General features: G+C 52.9%; 1 protein-coding gene (running past one end of the window). It reads right to left on the bottom strand.

Annotated features, from left to right (window positions below):
• Positions 1-163 precede the first annotated feature (163 nt).
• Positions 164-20903 carry the end of a non-ribosomal peptide synthase/polyketide synthase gene (locus ACWGOO_RS17430; protein WP_452485443.1) on the bottom strand. The gene runs 21245 nt beyond the window's last position, so the window shows 20740 of its 41985 coding nt (coding positions 21246-41985); its start codon lies beyond the right edge, outside the window — the gene reads right to left on this strand; it ends in the stop codon at positions 164-166.

Genomic DNA, 20903 nt, shown 5'->3' with positions numbered 1-20903 from the left:
TCCCTCCTGCTTTATGGGGCCTGTGCCCCGGTTAGAATGGTGCGTTGTTGATACGTAAATGACCGTTGTGTCGGAAAAATAATACTTTGCAGGCAAGGGCAGTCGGACAAGCCGCCGCCCTCTGCACACGCAAAGTGAGATCATTGCATTTTAGAAAACTGATTTAGAAAACAAAGTCGATGGAATCCGGTGAAAAGCCTTCCGGCTTCTCGTCAGAGGTCACCTGAACATCGCTTAACATCAAATCTGGGTTTGCCCCAACCTGTGACAGAATCGCTACCAAATCTCCCGTTAATCGTTCGATCGCATCTGCTCCAAACAGCTTCGTGCAATATTCAAAGGAACCCTTGATCACCCCGTCTTCATCACTCATGGACAAGGTCAAATCGAATTTGGACATACGATGTTCCTGCACATACGGACTGAAGGACAGGGTCTCAAGCTTCGCTTCCTGCGACTCCATGTTTTGCAGTACAAACATGGTGTCAAACAACGGATTACGGCTTGCATCCCGCACTACATCCAGCTTTTCCACCAACTCTTCAAGTGGATAATCCTGATGCTCGAAGGCTTGTAGTGTGCGATCTCTGGCTTCCAGCAAGTAGTTGTGGAACGTTTGGTTGCCCTTCGGCTGATGCCGGATGGCTAACGTATTGACGAACATTCCGATCAGTGGCTCCAACTCAGGCAGCAGACGGCCTGCTACCGGAGTACCGATAATCAAATCGTCCTGACCGCTGTATTTGGACAACAGTACGGTGTAGGCGCTCAAAAGTACCATGTACAGCGTACTTCCGGTCTGAGCCACAATTCGGTGCAGTTGCTCAGATACATTCGGATCCACTGTAAATTCATACAGCGCACCCTCAAAGCTGCGAGCAGCAGGTCTTGGATAAGCAATCGGCAGATCCAGTACCGGTAATTCCCCAGCTAAATGATCCAACCAGAAGTGTTCCCGGCGTTGGTATGACTCACGTTGCATTTCCTGCTGCTGCCACACGGCATAGTCCTTGTACTGAATCGGTAGCGGCTCCAATTCCTGCCCCTCGTACAGCTCTACCAGTTCCTGCACGATATTGTTAGACGATACACCATCCGAAATAATATGGTGCATGTCATACATCAGGAGGTGGCGCTCCAGTCCGATTTGAATGAGACGAACACGCAGCAGCGGTGCCTCCCGAAGATCAAAACTGCGTACAAATGACTCTATGTGCGCTTGGGCTTCGGATTCACTGGCCTGTAGACGCTCTACTGCAAACTCAACCTGATCGTAAACCCGCTGAACGACTTCGCCTTCCACCATTTCAAAGGAAGTTCGCAACGTTTCATGACGGGCAATTAACTGACGGAACGCATCCTCCAGCCGATCTGCCTGCAGCGGGCCTTCCACCGTTAACACACCCGGCATGTTGTAGCTGACATCCCCACCTTCCAGATGACTCAAGATGTATAGTCGTTTTTGAGCCGAGGAAACCGGGTAGTACGCCTGTTTCGTCGCAGCAGGGATCACCGTATAGGTGTCTGTGCCGTGTGTAGCTATGAGTTGGGCTTGCTGCTCAATGGTAAAGTGTTGGAACACCTCACGCAGTGTAATCCGGCTGTCCAGTTCCTGATGGATTTTGGCCACCAGCGTCGTTGCCCGCAGGGAGTGTCCACCCATGTCGAAGAATGAGTCGGTGACTCCAACGCTGGACAGCTTCAATACATCCTGCCAGATTTGAGCAAGCTTGGCTTCCAGCGGCGTCCGCGGCGCAATGTACTCCAGGCCTCCTTCGAGGCGTGCTTCCGGCGCAGGCAACGCTTTGCGGTCGATTTTTCCGCTTGGGGTCAGCTGGAAACGATCCAGTTGTACCACATACGTCGGAATCATGTAATCCGGTAGCTTCGGCTGCAATGCGTTCCGCAGCTCCGGCAGACTCAGCGGCGCTGAGGCTACAATATAGGCACACAAGTCCTTGTGTCCGTCTTCGTTTTCCCATGCGGTGACCACCGCTTTCTGAATACCGTCTACAGTTAGCAGTTGCGCTTCCACCTCACCCAGCTCGATCCGGTACCCCCGAATTTTGACCTGGTGGTCGATCCGGCCCAAATACTCGATACTGCCATCAGGCAGCCACCGTGCCAAGTCGCCCGTCCGGTACATCCGGTTGTTGTGGGCATCTGGAGCTTGCTCGGCTTCCAATGAGGCTGAGGCGAACGGATTCGAGATGAACTTCTCTGCCGTCAGTTCCGGCAGATTCAGATACCCTCGTCCTACACCTGCACCCCCGATATAGAGCTCACCTGCGATACCGATCGGCACCAGCTGTTGTCGGGCGTTCAAGATGTATACGGACTGGTTCGCTATCGGCGTTCCGATGGATACCGTATGCTCACCTTTTTCCAGCAGCACGTTCAAGGCTTCCACATCTTCGATTGTATAAGTTGTCGCATCTACCGTCGTTTCGGTCGGACCATACACGTTGGTAATCACCGGGCGGTACCCAGACCACTTGTGCAGGAACACGTTTACCAGTTGCACCGATAACGCTTCGCCGCCGATCAGGTAGTGCTTCACTTCCGGCGCTTCCGTCACATTGACGCTTTCGTTCAAAATATGCAGATGCGCAGGTGTGCCGTCCGTCAGGTCGATCCGGTGCATGCGGTAGTAAGCGATCAAATGCTCCCCGTTCAGGCTTACGTCACGGGATACCACATGCAAGGTGTGGCCTAATAGCAAGCTGGCAAAGATTTGCTTCACCGAAGCGTCAAATACAAACGCCGACAGCCATGCGATGTGAAGCGGCTGCTCGTAGCGGCTGTACACCCGCTCGGATAAAGCATCTACCAGATTGCTGACGCTGCCCTGCTCAATCATGACCCCTTTCGGCTGACCGGTTGTACCTGACGTGTAAATCATATAGGCCAGGTTATGCGAGCCGGCGACAGGGATCAGATTGCTCGCATCCTGTGCGTCCAGTTGAGCCTGAACGTCCTCGTCGTCAAGAACTACAGCTCGAACTGTGGATGGCAAGCTGAGCGAGAGATTGGCGACTCTGCTTGTAATCACGACCTTTGCCCCGCTATCTTGGAGCATGTAGTCGATGCGTTCCTGCGGATACATAGTATCCATCGGCACATACGCGCCTCCGGCCTTAAGTACCCCCAGAATGCTCACCAGGATATCCGTAGAACGTTCCAGCAATATGCCTACCGGTTGATCCGCTTCTACTCCTTCTGCCCGTAACGCACGGGCCAATCGGTTCGCTTGCTCGTTCAGCTCGGCGTAAGTCAGCGCCGTGTCCTCGAATACCACTGCTACCCGCTCAGGGTTGCGCTCGGCTTGCTCTTCAAACCGTTCGCTGAGCGAACGACCTTGCACCTGTCCGTGTTCAGCATCACGCACGCTATGCGCGTTTGGATCGTTGAACACCTTCAGAATCCGCTCGGTTTCTTCCGCCGTAATCAGTTCAAGCTCACCCAGCTTCGCATCCGGGTTTCGCGCCACGGCTTCGGCCAAACGAATGAAGTGACGTGTCATCCGTTCCACAGTTTCTCGCTGGTACAACGCGGTCGCATACTGCAATCCGAACCGGATGCCTGCTTCTTCCTCGCTAGCTTCCAGCGTCAGATCAAATTTCGCCGGAGTTTGCTCCAAGCCGTATGGACGGAAGCTCAGGTCCGCCAGTTGCAGTTCGCCTTCCTCGGTGTTTTGCAGCGTAAACATCGTATCGAACAGCGGATTGCGAGTCATGTCCCGCTTCACGTTCAGCTTTTCTACCAGTTCTTCAAACGGATAGTCCTGATGTTCGTAGGCTTGCAGGGCACAAACTTTCACTTCTTCCACGTAGCTGCGGAAGGTATGCTCCGAAGTCGGATAGTTCCGCAGAGCCAACGTTCCGACGAACATCCCGAGGATCGGCTCCAGATCCGCATGTGGTCGTCCTGCAATCGGCGTGCCGACTACAATGTCCTCTTGGCCGCTGTATTGATGCAAGAGCGCGGTGTACGCCGCCAGCAGCAGCATATACAGTGTAGAGCCTGTTTGCGCCGCCAGTTCTTTCAGGCGTTCGCTGACTTCACGCTCCAGTCCGAATACGACGGTATCCCCTGCTGTACTTCGTACCGCCGGGCGGACAAAGTCCGTGGGTAGATCCAGCACAGGCAGCTCACCCCGGAAGGTGTCGAGCCAGTACGCTTCCTGACGCTGCATCCACTCCTGATGGGCTTCACTTTGCTGCCATACGGCATAATCTTTGTACTGAATCCGCAGTGGTGACAACGCTTCGCCGTCATACAAGCGGACAAATTCATCGGTCAGCACACCCATGGACACACCATCCGAAACGATGTGGTGCATGTCGAGCATGAGCAAATGCTGGGATTTCTGCTCGGCTCCCTGTACACCCAAATCCACCAAGCCTACCCGCAGCAGCGGAGCGGCTTTCAGATCGAACGGACGTACAAAGCGCCGCACCAGCTCTTGCGCTTCCTTGCTAACAAGTTGTTCAGTATCGGCAGCTGCACCCTCTGCCTTTACCTTCGCATATTCCACCTTGAACGGCACGATGTCCTCAATCCACTGCATCGGCTCACTGTCCACCAGCTCAAAGCGGGTACGCAAGGTCGCATGACGGGCGATCAGTTGACGGAACACATCTTCCACTCGTTTCACATCCAGCGGACCGCTCACTTGCAACACCGACGGCATGTTGTAGTTCACATCATTCGGGTCGAACTGATGCAGCACATACAGTCGTTTTTGCGCCGAGGACAGTGGGTAGAAGCTGCGTTCTTCCGTCACCGGAATGGACGCGTACGCCACTTGATCCAGACTCTCTATAACCGCCGCCAGCTGTTCAATCGTTGGCGCTTCAAAAATGCTGCGCAATGGAAGCGGCTTGTTCAGCTCCTTGTGAATTTTCGAGGCCAGCGTCGTCGCCCGCAGCGAGTGTCCGCCAATCTCGAAGAAGTTTTCCTTCACGCCAACCTGTGCCAAGCCCAGCACGTCCTGCCAAATTTGCGCCAGCTTCACTTCCACCCACGTCCGTGGTGCGACATAATCCGCTCCGCTTTGCAGGCTGCCTTCCGGTGCTGGCAGTGCTTTCCGGTCAATTTTGCCGTTTGGTGTCAGTGGCATCTGCTCCAGTTGTACCAAATAGGAAGGTACCATGTAGTTTGGAAGCTCCTCACCCAGGAAGCTGCGCAGCTCACCTGCGCCCACTTCCCGTTCAGCCACATAGTACGCCACCAGTTGGTTTTGCCCCTGCTCGTCCGCCTGTGCCAGTACGATGACCTCTTGCACGTCTTCCACTTTCAGCATTTGTGCCTCGACCTCGCCCAACTCAATCCGGTACCCCCGAATTTTCACCTGATGGTCGATTCGGCCCAGATATTCGATGTTGCCATCCGGCATCCATCTCGCCAAGTCACCCGTGCGGTACATCCGTTCATAGCCTGCTTCGCCACCTGCAAACGGATTCGGTACAAATTTCTCTGCCGTCATTTCTGGACGATCCAGATAGCCACGGGCCAGACCCGGACCAGATACGCACAGCTCACCCGCTACACCAATTGGAGCCAAATGTCCATGCGCATCCACCATGTATACCCGATGATTCGGCACAGGACGTCCGATGGAAATCAGTTGGCCTGCTCTCTCGTCTTCGGATACCGGCCAGATCGACGTCGCGACCGAGTTTTCCGTTGGACCGTAACCGTTGTAGTACGCCACCTGATCCTTCCACTTGTACACCAGCTCTGTTGAAGAGGCTGAACCGGCAGTGAACAAAATACGCAGGTTTGGCATCCGCTCCGGCTCCAGATATACCGCATAGGTCGGTGGCAAGGCGGCCACGGTAATTTGGTGATCCGCCATGTACTGCTCGAATCGCTCATAGTTCAAAATCGTCTCTGACGTTGGCACATACAATGTGGCTCCGCAGAACAACGCCTGGAAGATTTCCCAGCAAGCCGCATCAAACGAGTAGCTGGCGAACAGCAACGCATGATCCGACATGCTGATCCGGAGTGTCTGATCAAAATACGTTCTCAGATTGCACAGCCCGTGATGCTCCAGCATCACGCCCTTCGGCTGTCCTGTCGTACCGGACGTATAGATCACATACGCCAGATCGTTCGGACCGGACAACGGCTCCAGATTGGAACCATCCTCGTGATACACCGTTTGCTCTCCATCCAGCACCAGCACATCGCCGTCGAAAGCTGCTTTGTCCACCAGATGGCTTTGCGTTAACAGCAGCTTCGCACCCGAGTCGTCCAGCATGTAACGGATACGTTCCTCTGGATACGTCGGATCAATTGGCACATATGCGCCCCCGGCTTTCAAAATCCCGAAGATGCCCACGATCATGTCCACCGAACGCTCGGTCATCAGACCCACCAAACGATCTTTCGTCACGCCTTGACTGCGCAAGGTGCGAGCCAGACGATTCGCACGTTCATTCAGTTCGCGATAGGTCAACTGCTCTCCTTCGAAGAACAACGCTGCCTGCTCCGGCGTTTGCACTGTTTGCGCCTCGAACAAGCCATGGATCGTCTGCTCGCTTGGATACTCGGCCGCTGTATTGCCCCAAACCTCAACAATCTGTTCGCGCTCCTGCTCGGTTACCATATCCAGCTCATGCACCCGAATGTTCGGATTCGCCGCCACTTGCTCCAGCAACTGCACCAGATGGCCCTGAGTCCGTTCAACAGCTTTACGATCATATAGCTTCGCATTGTATTCGAATCGGATTTTCATCGCTTCCTGCGGAATGACGACCAAATTGAAATCATAGTTGGTTTGTTCAACCATACCTGCATTGCTAATTTCAAAATCCGACTCTGCACCTTCGCCAAGTTGCTCGACCTGTTGCTCTACCGGATAGTTTTCGAACACCATAATGTGGTTGATCAGGTCTTGCTTCTGCTCAGACAATGCTTGAATTTCATAGAGCGGATACGTTTCATAAGCTTGAGAAGCCAGCGCTTGCTTCTGATTCGCTCTGATCATGTCGGCAACTGTTTCCTCAGCTCCACTGCGGATGCGTACCGGAATGGTGTTAATGAACAAGCCCACCATATTTTCAATGTCTGGAATATCAGCCGGACGACCAGATACTACGCTGCCAAAAACAGCGTCGTCACTGCCGTTGTACTTGTGAAGCAGCAAGCCCCATAGCGTTTGCAGCAATGTATTCGTGGTCACGTGGTGCTGCTTGGCAATGATTTCGATGCGGCCCGTCAAGTCTTTGCCCAGATCGCACAGCACATGCTCAAATTGAGCACCTTCTGCTTTCGTTCCCACTTTTCCGCTCGGAATCAAGGTTTGCTGATCATAGCCAGACAAATAACCGTTCCAGTATTCCGTCGCAGCCCCTATATCCTGTGCTTCAAGCCACTCGATATACTGACTGTATGGTGAAACCGGGGCAAGCTGTGGATCTCTATGCTCCACGGCTGCAAAATAAGCCTCAAACACCTCATCCGTTACCAGTGCCACACACCAGCCATCCATCAAAATGTGATGCGAGCTCCATACAAAATGATAATCCTCGTCACCGGTCCGTAAAATCGCCACGCGCATCAACGCATCCCCGGACAAATCGAAGCCGGTTGCCTTGTCCTTGCGAATAAATTCCTTCACATACGCGTCTCGTTCCCCATCATCTAAATGACGCAGATCTTCACAGCTGAAACCAATATCCTTATGGCGGAAAATGACCTGCACAGGCTCATCTTGCCAACCGCTGTAGAAATTAGCTCTAAAAATCTCATGCCGCTGCGCCAAATGATTCAAGCTGTCTTGGAAAACACCCACTTGGAAGCGTCCACGCAGATCAAATGTCGTCTGTTCAAAGTAAGCTCCTGACTCTTTATCCATCAGACTATGGAACAGCATCCCTTTTTGCATCGGCGTCAACGCATATACATTTTCCAGCTCGCCAATGTCACGGGTTTGTTCTACCAATTGATCCAGTTCAGCCATGGTTACATTTTTAAGCATTACATCGCTTGGAGTCAGTTCCTGCTGTTTGCGTCCTGTGCAATGCGTAATGATTTCCTGCAAGCTGGTTCTGAATTGCTCGGCTAGTTGCTCCATCGTTTCACGGCGGTATTCCTGGTTGCTATAGCTGATCGTCAATTGCAGTTCGCCTTCCGAAATCAGCCCGTTAATGTCCAGCGCGTACGATCTTGCCGCATGTGCGCTAAGATCTGCACCGCTGGAGTAAGGAGATACGCCAATCGATTGATTTTGCAAATCTTGATCAAATTGTCCCAAATAGTTAAAGCTGATTTCCGGTTCGGTTACAAAGCGCTCCTGCTCACGTGCTGCGGACAGGTATCTTAAAATACCGTAGCCGATGCCCTTTTGCGGAATGCGGCGCAGTCCTTCTTTCACATTTTTGATACGCTGTGAAAGGTCTTGCTCAACGCCCATTTCCAGCACAACCGGGAATTGAGTCGTAAACCAGCCCACCGTACGTGTAATATCCAGCTCTGGCAGGATGGACTCCCGTCCATGGCCTTCCAGGTTGACCAGCACTCGTTCGATGCCCGCCCAGCGATGAATAGCCATGCCTAATGCGGTAAGCAGCAAATCGTTTATATCCGTGTTGTAGGCACGGTGCGCCTGTTTTAACAACTGCTCCGTTTCCTGACCTGTCCATGTGGCAGTAATGATCTCGCTGTCCCTATTCAAGGAATATGGCTGTGGCTGGTCTTTTGGAAGCGACTCATACATTCCCTGTTCTATTTCCTGCCAGAACGCGAGTTCTGCTGCTACTGACGCACCGTTCGCATATTGAGACTGTTCACCAGCCCAAGTGCGGAACGAATCCGTTTTGTGCGGAAGACGAATCGCTTGTCCGTTCAATACTTGTTCATAGGCTGTCGTAATATCTTCGAACAAAATGCGCCAGGATACGCCGTCCACCACTAAGTGATGAATAGCAATCAGCAAATGATCTCCGTCACTGCTGCTGAACAGCCCCAGCTTCACCAGCGGTCCTTCGCTTAGATCAATCCCCGCTTGAATTTCATTCGCTTTGGCTTCGATAGCCGCAGACACCTCAGCCTCATTTCTGAAGTCCGTCCGTTCCAGCGTATACAGCTCACCCTCACCAATCGCGCGGTTCCATGCTTCGTATCCGTGATCGGTATGACGGAAAATAGTGCGTAGCGCATCGTGATGGCTGACAATCTGATCCATCGCCTTACGCAATGCCGCTTCATCGAAACCATCCTTGCTGTGCAGCATGATGGACTGATTATGATGATGAGCTTCCGTCAGATTTTGCTCAAAGAACCATTGTTGAACGGGTGTCAGCTTCACACCGCCGACTACTTCGCTCTGATCCGCCAATCTTGTAACAGATTGGACTCTCAGCGCCAATGCCGATACCGTTGGATGACTGAACAAATCCTTCATATCCAATCGGTAGCCTGCTTGCAGCAATCGGGACGATACTTGCAGCGCCTTGATCGAATCGCCGCCCAGTTCGAAGAAGTTATCCTGCGTTCCTACCGCTTCGACTCCGAGCACCCTGGCCCATACCGAAGCTAATACCTGCTCGACTGTTGTACGCGGTGCCACATAGGCTGCACCCGTATGGATACTTCCTTCCGGTTCCGGCAAGGCCTTCCGGTCGATTTTGCCATTGTTGGTCAGCGGTAACGTCTCCAGTCGCATCAGCCGTGCAGGCACCATGTGGGCTGGCAGCCCTGCTTCCAGCTGGGCCTGTACCTCCTCGATTCGCAGCTCGGCTTCTCCCGTGATGTACCCGCACAAATACTTGTGCCCACGCTCATCCGTCCGGTCGATCACCACCGCTTGACGTACACCCGACACCCGCTGGATCGCCGTTTCGATCTCGCCCAGCTCAATCCGGTAGCCCCGGATTTTGACCTGATAATCCATCCGGCCGATAAAGTCCACATTGCCGTCCGGCATCCACCGCGCCAAGTCGCCTGTACGGTATAATCGTTCACCCGGTACATACGGATTCGCTACGAATTTTTCCGCCGTCAAGTCTGCACGGTTCAGGTATCCCCGTGCCACCCCGGCACCACCAATGCATAGCTCGCCCAGTACGCCGATAGGCACCGGATTCAGCTGGCTATCCACGATGTAAAACCGTGCGTTCAGCCACGCCTGACCAATTGGCACACTACCGCTGTCCGGCAGCTTCGACAGTTCTTCGTCGTAGAAGCTGGAGTCAATCGCCGCTTCCGTCACGCCGTAGCTGTTAATAATGCGAATATCCGCGCCAAAGCGTTCTTGCAGCACCCGATAATCTGTCACACTGCAACTGTCCGAACTGGTGATGATCAATTCCAGACTGCTCATGTCCAGTCCATGCTCATATACATGCTGCATGAACGGTATGATCAAGGCCGGTGTCGATTCGAACACCGTAATCTGAACATCGCGAATCCAGCCATACAGACGGCTTGGATCAATCCGGTCGTCTTTCGGGCAGATGACCATCGTGCCGCCATTATAGAGCGTCCGTGCGATATCGCCGACAAACACGTCGAAGGAGAAGCTTGCCAGTTGCAGCAACCGTACCGGGAACTGGTTCAGACGGTAATCCCGACGATACGCCGCAGCCGTATTCACCAAGCTGCGATGCTCAATCATGACGCCCTTCGGACGTCCCGTTGTACCGGAAGTATAGATCACATACGCCAAATCCTGTGGCTCGTTGATGTGTTCGACATCCGTGCTATCCCCGGTGTACAGCGATTCATCGTCTAGCGCCAGTACGGTATGCAAACGCAGTCCAGTTGCTGGTTCGGATGTGACCTTGCTTTCATCTAGCCACGCCTGTGCACGCTCCTGCAAGCCTGTTTGGGTCAGCAGCACCGTCGCGCCACTATCCTCCAGCATGAAACGAATACGCTCAGACGGATAGTCCGCATCCAGCGGCACATACGCACCTCCAGCCTTCCATACCGCCAACACACCCACCAGCATGTCCACCGAGCGTTCGCTTAAGATGCCGACAATCGCCTCGCGTCCAATGCCCTCACTCCGTAATTTACGAGCCAACTGGTTCGCACGCGCGTTCAGTTTGCGGTACGTGAGTTGTTGCTCCTCGTAGACGACTGCCACATGATCCGGTACAAGCTGCGCCTGTTCTTCTACATAGGTATGGAACAAGGTTCCTGCTTCAACAGCAGCAACATCGGATACCCCGACATCTCCAAAACCGTAGATGATTTGCGCTTTTTCCTCGACGGTTACCATATCCATTGCTGCCAGTGGCTGCTGCGGATGAATTGTAATGGCACGAACGAGTTCGGTAAAATGCTTTGCCAATCGCGCGATGGTCTCAGGCTTGTACAGCGCCGTGCTGTATTCCAGACTGCACAGAATACCTTCCGGCTGCTCCACTGCATCCAAGGTCAGATCAAATTTGGCAGTATTATTTTCCGTCGGATAAGGCTTTAAGGTCAGACCATCCAACTGGAACTCCTTCTGCTCAAATGTTTTCAGCTCAAACATCGTGTCAAACAGCGCATTCCGGCTTGTATCCCGCGTTAAATTCAGTTTTTCAACCAGCTCTTCAAAAGGATAATCTTGATGTTCATAAGCGCTGAGCGCATGCTCTTTGACTTCTTGCAGGTAATCAAGGAACGTTTTGTCGCCAGACGGATAATTGCGGATCGCCAGCGTGTTGAGGAATACGCCCACCAGGCTCCCCAGTTCCGCATGCGGTCTTCCGGCAATCGGCGTTCCGACGATCATGTCTTCCTGCCCTGAATATTTATGCAAAAGTGTGCTATACACTGCAAGCAACACCATGTACAAGGTTGATCCGGTTTGAGCGGCCAGCTGTTTCAACTGTTCGCTGTCCTCCATGCTGATGGCAAAATCCAATCGAGCTCCTTCCAGACGCTGTACGGCTGGTCTTGCAAAATCCGTTGGCATATCCAGCGCCGGAATTTCACCAGCCATGGTTTTAAGCCAATAGTTTTCTTGCTCCCGAATACGGTCACTTTGCATATCCGCATGCTGCCAAACAGCATAGTCCTTATATTGGATGCGAAGCGGCGGCAGCTCCTTGCCTTCATACAATTGAGAGAACTCCTGCACGATAATGCCTGCAGTCACGCCGTCCGAAATAATATGGTGCATGTCATAGAGCATAACGTACCGCTGCGGTCCGTTTTCCACCAACTGAACCCGAAGCAACGGCGCTTGTGCGAGATCAAAGGCGCGTACAAAATCCAGTACGTACTGCTGTGTCTCTTCTTCGCTTGCTTGCACATGCTCGACGTGGAATTCGACGTTTTTATCAATCCGTTGAACAACCTCGCCATCCACCATGTCGAATCTGGTTCGCAGGGTTTCATGACGGGCAATCAGCTGGCGGAAGGCTTGCTCCAGTCGCGTTTTATCCAGGGACCCTTCAATAATCAAAGCTCCCGGCATATTGTAGCTAACCTCTCCACCTTCCAGATGACTCAGCACATACATCCGTTTTTGCGCCGAGGAAACTAGATAATATGCGCGCTCCTCCACAACAGGTATGGATGCATACGTTTGCTGTGTCTGTTCACCCATTATCTGTATCAATTGCTCAATCGTCGGATATTGGAAAATATCTCGCAGCGCCAGCTTGTGATGCAGCTCCTGATGGATTTTCGCCACCAGTGTTGTCGCGCGCAGAGAGTGTCCTCCCACTTCAAAGAAGTTATCCGTAATTCCAATCTGCGGATGATTCAATACGCTTTGCCAGATACGCACAAGCTGTTCTTCCAGCGGCGTCCGCGGCGCAACGTACTCCGTTCCTCCTTCGAAGCGTGCTTCCGGCACAGGCAACGCTTTGCGGTCGATTTTGCCGTTCGGACTCAGCGGCATCTGCTCCATCTGTACAAAGTACGATGGCACCATATAGCTTGGCAGCTCCCGGCCCAGCTCATTTCTCAGTTCGCCGGCACCCATCTTCTGCCCCGCCACGTAGTACGCCACCAATTGTTTTTGTCCCGTTTCATCCGCGCGGGCCATGACGACGACTTCTCGTACCGACTCTACTTTCAGCAGTTGCGTTTCCACCTCGCCCAGCTCGATCCGGTAGCCCCGGATTTTCACCTGATGGTCGATCCGGCCCAGATATTCGATATTGCCATCCGGCATCCATCTCGTCAGGTCGCCTGTGCGGTACATCCGTTCATAGCCTGCTTGGCCTCCGGCAAACGGATCGGCCACGAATTTCTCTGCCGTCAATTCCGGACGATTCAGATAACCGCGTGCCACGCCTACACCGCCGATGCACAGTTCCCCTGCAACCCCAATCGGCTGCAATTGCTCCGTTCCTTCCTTGACGATGTACAGACGGATGTTCTGAATCGGTTTCCCGATCGGTATGACGGCATATTCTTCATTCGGCTCGCAATCGAAGTACGATACGTCCACCGTCGCTTCGGTCGGGCCGTACAAGTTGATCAGCTTCGCTCCGGCCAGGCTCGATATGAGCCGCTGGAACCGCGCCACATGCTGCGGCGGCAACGCTTCACCGCTGGCAAATACATGGCGCAGCGTTCCCAGCTTCGCTTGCATCACTTCCCGCGGCTGCTGTTCCACATGCTCCAGGAACGCGTGCAGCATCGCAGGCACAAAGTGCATCGTACTTACGCCATCGCGGGCAATCGTTTCGACGATGTCCTCCGGATTCTTTTCTCCGCCAACCGGTAGCAGGCTCACCTTCGAGCCAACCATCGACCACCAGAACAACTCCCACACCGACACGTCGAACGTGAAGGTGGTCTTTTGCAGAATCGTATCCTTCGCGCCCAAGCCGTAACGGTCATGCATCCACATAATCCGGTTGATGACGGAATGGTGCTCGACCATAACGCCCTTTGGTTTTCCGGTGGAGCCGGAGGTGTAGATCACATAGGCGATATGACGCAACCCAGCCAGCGGCTCCAGATTCGCTCCATCCTCGTGGTACACGTCCTCGCCATCCAGCACCAGTACCTTGCCGTCGAAGCTCAAGGATGCCTGCTTGGCTACCTGCGCTTGTGCAAGTACCAGCTTCGCTCCCGAGTCCTCCAGCATAAAGCGGATTCGGTCCGCAGGATATTCCGGGTCAATCGGCACATAGGCTCCGCCTGCCTTGAGGATCGCATAGATACCTACGATCATCTCCAGTGAGCGCTGCACCAGAATACCTACCGGCTGATCTGGCTCGACGCCTTCTGCGCGCAGCGTGCGGGCCAAACGGTTCGCACGCTCGTTCAGTTCAGCGTAGGTCAACGATTCCGCTCCGCACAGCACAGCCACTTGCTCCGGCGTGTTTGCTGCCTGCTGCTCGAACAGGGTGCTTAACGTTTGATCCTGTACGTATCCGGCTCCGCTTATGTGATGCGCGTTCGGATCGTTGAACACGCTCAGAATCTGCCGGCTTTCCTCTGCCGTAATCAGCTCCAGCTCACCCAGCTTCGCATCCGGGTTCGCCGCCACGGCTTCGGCCAAACGAATAAAGTGACGTGTCATCCGTTCTACGGTTTCCCGTTGATACAACGCAGTCGCATACTGCAATCCGAACTGGATACCTGCTTCTTCCTCGCTGGCTTCCAGCGTCAGATCAAACTTCGCTGGCGTTTGCTCCAAACCGTATGGACGGAAGCTCAGGTCCGCCAGTTGCAGTTCGCCTTCCTCGGTGTTTTGCAGCGTAAACATCGTATCGAACAGCGGATTGCGGCTCATATCCCGCTTCACGTTCAGCTTTTCCACCAGTTCCTCAAACGGATAGTCCTGATGTTCGTAAGCTTGCAAGGCACGAACTTTCACATCTTCCACGTAGCTGCGGAAGGTTTGCTCCGCCGTCAGATAGTTCCGCAGCACCAAGGTGCCGACGAACATTCCGAGGATCGGTTCCAGATCGGCATGTGGTCTTCCCGCAATCGGTGTACCAACCACGATATCTTCTTGTCCAGTGTATTGATGCAGTAGAGCTGTGTAAGCTGCCAACAGCACCATATACAGCGTTGAGCCTGTGTGCGCCGCCAGTTCTTTCAGGCGTTCGCTAACTTCACGCTCCAGTCCGAATACGACCGTATTACCTGCCGTACTTCGCACGGCCGGACGGGCAAAGTCGGTTGGTAGATCCAGCACAGGCAGTTCGCCCCGGAAAGTGTCAAGCCAGTACGCTTCCTGACGCTGCATCCACTCCTGATGGGCTTCGCTTTGCTGCCATACCGCATAATCCTTGTACTGAATCCGCAAGGGCGATAACGCTTCGCCGCCATACAAGCGGACAAATTCGTCGGTCAGGACACCCATGGACACGCCATCCGAAACGATGTGGTGCATGTCGAGCATCAGCAGATGCTGGGGTTCTGGCTCCACTCCTGCTACGCCTAAGTCCACCAAACCGACCCGCAGCAGGGGAGCAGCTTGCAAATCGAACGGACGCACAAAGCGCTGTACCAGCTCTTTCGTTTCCTGACTGACCATCGTGTCCGTAACCGCACCTGCTGCCTGTACTTTCGTATACTCCACCTCGAACGGCACGGTGTCTTCAATCCATTGCATCGGCTCACTGTCCACCCGTGCAAAGCGAGTACGCAGGGTCGCATGGCGGGCAATCAGTTGACGGAACACTTCTTCCACTCGTTTCACGTCCAGCGGGCCGCTCACTTGCAACACCGACGGCATGTTGTAGTTCACATCATTCGGGTCGAACTGATGCAGCACATACAGTCGTTTTTGCGCCGAGGACAGTGGGTAGAAGCTGCGTTCTTCCGTCACCGGAATGGACGCGTACGCCACTTGATCCAGACTCTCTATAACCGCCGCCAGCTGTTCAATCGTTGGCGCTTCAAAAATGCTGCGCAATGGAAGCGGCTTGTTCAGCTCTTTGTGAATCTTCGAGGCCAGCGTCGTCGCCCGCAGCGAGTGTCCGCCAATCTCGAAGAAGTTTTCCTTCACGCCGACCTGCTCCAGACCCAGCACGTCCTGCCAAATTTGCGCCAGCTTGGATTCCACCCACGTCCGCGGTGCGACATAGTCCGCTCCGCTTTGCAGGCTGCCTTCCGGTGCTGGCAGTGCCTTGCGGTCGATTTTGCCGTTCGGTGTCAGCGGCATCTGCTCTAACTGAATGAAATACGAGGGCACCATATAACTTGGTAGCTCCCGCCCCAGTTCACTTCTCAGCTCGCTGGCTCCGAGTTCTTGCCCGGCGACATAGTAGGCCGCCATGTGTTTTTGACCTGATTCGTCCCCACGAGCTATGACTACGGCTTCTCGTACCGACTCCACCTGCAATAACTGCGATTCGACCTCGCCCAGCTCGATCCGGTAACCCCGGATTTTCACCTGATGGTCAATCCGGCCCAAATATTCGATGTTGCCATCCGGCATCCATCTTGCTAAGTCGCCTGTGAGGTACATCCGCTCATAGCCTGCTTCGCCACTGGCAAACGGATTATTCACAAATTTTTCTGCCGTCAGTTCTTCGCGATTCCAATAACCACGGGCCAATCCTTCCCCTATAATACATAACTCGCCCGGCACACCGATTGGCTGCAATCCCCTATCCGCATTCATGATATATATTTGTGTATTAGCGATAGGACGTCCAATATTAATTTGATGAGCATGGGTTAGTTCCTGTACCGCCGACCAAACCGTCGTTTCTGTAGGTCCGTACATGTTATAAATGCGGGGACCATTCATTTCTTGCAGTGTTGCCAGCAGCTTAGGCGGAAATGCTTCACCCCCGACCATAATTTCCTTCACGCTTCGCAGCGCACGGGAACCTGCTTCATGACCCAGCAGCATTTGCAGCCGGGATGGTGTCATTTGCAACATATCAATATGATGATGAACAATCAGCTCACTAAGCGCCTGAGGATTGACCTGATGCTGGTAGTCGCCAAGTACAACAGTCATTCCACCCAACAGTGGCAGGATGGTTTCCAATACGAAAATATCAAATGAAATGGTCGTGAGTGACAAAATGGTTTTACCCGCTTCAAAGTCGATTATTTCACGCATCCCTGTAATAAAGTTGAGTACCGAGCGATGCTGGAGCATAACTCCTTTCGGATTTCCGGTTGATCCAGAGGTATAGATGACGTAAGCCAAATGCTCTGGACGGGCAATCGCCTCCAAGTTGCCGCTCTCTCCCTGATACAATTCTGTATCCTCAAGGAATATGGTATTGGCGTTGCAATGGTGCTCTTCCACCAGATCACGACTGGTCAGAAGCACTGCAGCCTCGCTGTCTTCCAGCATGTATTCAATACGAGATGACGGAAATTCGGGATCAAGCGGCACATAAGCACCGCCTGCTTTTAGAACGGCAAGGAGACCTACGATCATTTCCACTGAGCGATGCACCATCAGGCCGACCAGCTTGTCAGGTCCTACTCCCTGCACTTGAAGCATTCGTGCCAATGAGTTGGCCCGTTCATTCAGCTCCCGATAAGTCAGACTCTGATTTCCAAACAGCACCGCCACCTGATCTGGTGTTCGTGCCGCCTGTTCCTCGAACAGCGCACTCAGCGTCTGATCCTGCGGATAAGCTACTGCTGTATCTCCCCAAACCTGAACAATCTGCGCTTGTTCTGCTGGTGTCACCAATTCCAGCTCATTCACACGAATATGCGGATTTTCTACAATTTGCTCGATCACATGCAATACATGTCCTTGTATACGCTCAACCGCAGCACGATCATATACATTGGCGTTATATCGGAACATGATGCGGAACACCTCATCCGGCATCACAATCAAGTCCAGATCATAATTCGTTTGCTCGACAACTTCCACGTTAGTAATCTCAAAAGCGGACGGACGAACTTCGCCAAGCTGCTCCACTTGCTGTTCCACTGGATAGTTCTCAAATACCATAATGTGGTTAATTAAATTCTGCTTCTGCTCCGTCAGCGCCTGAATCTCATACAGCGGGAAGCTGTCGTATGCTCCCGAGGCCAGTGCCTGCTCCTGCGTTTTCCGCATAACTTCCACAAAAGTAGCATTCCGTTCACTTTGGATCCGAACCGGTATCGTATTAATGAACAAGCCAATCATATTCTCTACGCCGGCAATATCCGTCGGACGTCCGGATACGACACTACCGAAAATAACATCCTCATTGTTGTTATATTTCTGCAAAATAAGGCCCCACACGCTCTGCATCAGCGTATTAATCGTTACCTGTTGCTGCTTCGCAATCCGGTACATCGCTTCGCTCCAAGTGCTATTCAGCTCTATCGTTACTTTTCCAGAAATATATTCGCTGCTCTCACTTGCTGTAATGGATGCAGCATTCTCGTTGCTGTCCACCGCTTGGCCCTTTAATGAAGCATCCGAACCAGGCAACATAGTCTGCTGTTCAAATCCCGCCAAATAGTTGCTCCAATAATCTTTTGCCTCACGTTCATCCTGACGCTCCAGCCATTCGATATATTGGCCATATGGTGTGACCGCAGCAAGCTCTGGTTGCTTTTGCTCCAACAGAGCAAAATACGTACCAAACACTTCACCTGTAACCAGCGATAAGCACCAGCCGTCCATCACAATATGGTGGAAGCTCCAGATCAAGTGATACATTTCTTCTCCAGTCTGCAAAACCTGTACGCGCATGAGCGCATCGGCACCGAGATTAAAGCCCCGATCCTGATCCTGAAGCTTGAACGCTTGGATATACGCCTTCCGTTCCGCTTCCTGCATTCCACGCAGATCCTCGAAGGAAAGGTCGCTATCTTTGTGACGGAACACAACCTGCAATGGCTCCTGATTCTGCCCTGTCTCAAACATATGGAAATTTGTCCGCAGCGCTTCATGCCGCTGTGTCAGTAGTTCCAGACTCCGTTGGAAAACAGCAACATCAAAGCTGCCTTTTTGATCAAACGACGCTTGCTGGAAGTATGCGCCTGACTCCGGCTCCATCAAACTATGGAAAAGCATCCCCTTCTGCATAGGCGACAGCGCATAAACATTTTCCAACTCACCCACATGGGCCGTTTGTACGGTCAATTGTTCCAACTGCTCCAACGTCAGTCCCTTGAACAGTACATCACTTGGCGTCAGTTCGCTCCGCTCTTTGGATGCGCAATGAACAATCACTTCCTGCAAGCTCGCTTGCAGCAACCGTGCAAAGTTCTCCACATTTTCTGGATGGTATACCTTACTGTCATAGCGAATTTCCAACGTCAGCACGCCCGCTGTGATCATTCCGTTCACATTCAGCGAATGCTCCAAAAGGGTACTGTCGCTCATCGGCTCTCCACCTGTATGTGAAGACAGACTGATATCGCCATTTTCCAAATCCTGATCGAATTGACCCAAATAGTTGAAGCTAATTTCAGGCTGTAAAGTAAAGGAATCATTTGCATCATCTTGAGACATATATTTCAAAATACCGTAGCCAATGCCCTTATGCGGCACATGACGCAAGTCTTCCTTCACCTGCTTGATTCGCTGCCCCACTTCTACCTTTCCGTCAACATTGAGCAGCACCGGATATTGGCTTGTAAACCAGCCCACCGTACGTGTGATGTCAATATCCGGAATGATCGCTTCCCGACCGTGTCCCTCCAGATTGACCAGCACGCGCTCTTGACCGCTCCAGTTGTACAACGCTGTGCCGAGTGCGGTTAATAGCAGATCATTGACCTCTGTGTTATACGCCCGGTGTGCTTCCTGAAGCAACAGCTGTGTTTCCTGCTCACTCCAGGCCACCGTCACGGTCTCACTGTCGCTTAGCAGAGAATGCTGTCCTTCTGCTCTCTCGTGATCCTTAGGTAACGATGCGAGTTCCGTTGGGGCAAGGTTCTGCCAGTATTCACGTTCGTCTTCGATGGCCGAACTGTTCGCGTATTGGGACAAACGCTCTGCCCAAGCGGAGAATGAGTCCGTTTTGTATGGCAAACGAATGACTTCTCCCTGAACGGCCTGCTCATACCCGGTTGCAAAATCCTCAAATATAATCCGCCATGAAATGCCGTCTACGACCAAATGATGAACCGCGATCAACAAATGATCTCCATCCGCGCAGTGGAACAATCCCAGCTTCAACAGCGGCCCTTCGTCCAGACGAATGGAACTTTGAATGGCATTCGCTTTCACTTCAATCGCCGTCACCACATCTGCGGAATTTCCTAGGTCTGTCAGATCAACAACGTCCAGACTATACAGCTCGCCTTCGTTCAAGCCACGATTCCACGCTTCATAGCCCTGTTCGGTCTGACGGAAGACCATACGCAATGCATCATGATGCTCGCTAACCTTGGTCACCGTTTGACGCAATGCCGCTTCGTCGAAACCTTGTGCTCTATACAGCATCACTGACTGATTAAAATAATGCGGCTCTGCTGCTGATTGTCCAAAGAACCATTGCTGAATCGGGGTCAGTTGGACCGCCCCGGATACCGCCCGCTGATCAGCTGTACGGCTGACCTTGTGTACATGACCGCTCAGCAGTGACACGGAAGGATATTGGAACAGGTCCTTCATTTCCAGCTTGTAGCCCGCTTGCAGCAAACGGGAGGATACTTGAATTGCCTTGATCGAGTCGCCGCCCAGATCGAAGAAATTGTCCAAAATGCCGACTCTCTTCGCGCCCAGGACCGACTGCCACACCGAAACCAATGTCTGCTCCAGCGCTGTGCGCGGCTCTACATAATCCGCTCCGCTTTGCAGACTACCCTGCGGTGCTGGCAGTGCTTTGCGGTCAATTTTACCGTTCGGAGTCAATGGCATGTTTTCCAACTGTATGAAGTACGAAGGCACCATGTAGTTTGGAAGTTCCTCACCCAGCAAGCTACGTAGCTCACCCACATTCACTTCCCGTTCTGCCACATAGTAGGCGACCAGTTGATTTTGCCCCTGCTCGTCTGCACGTGCCAGCACGATGACCTCTTGCACATCTTCCACTTTCAGCATTTGGGCCTCGACC

It is taken from the genome of Paenibacillus sp. NPDC055715 (assembly GCF_053617595.1).
The sequence above is the reverse complement of the archived record's forward strand: the minus strand, read 5'-3'. Positions and strand labels throughout refer to the sequence as shown.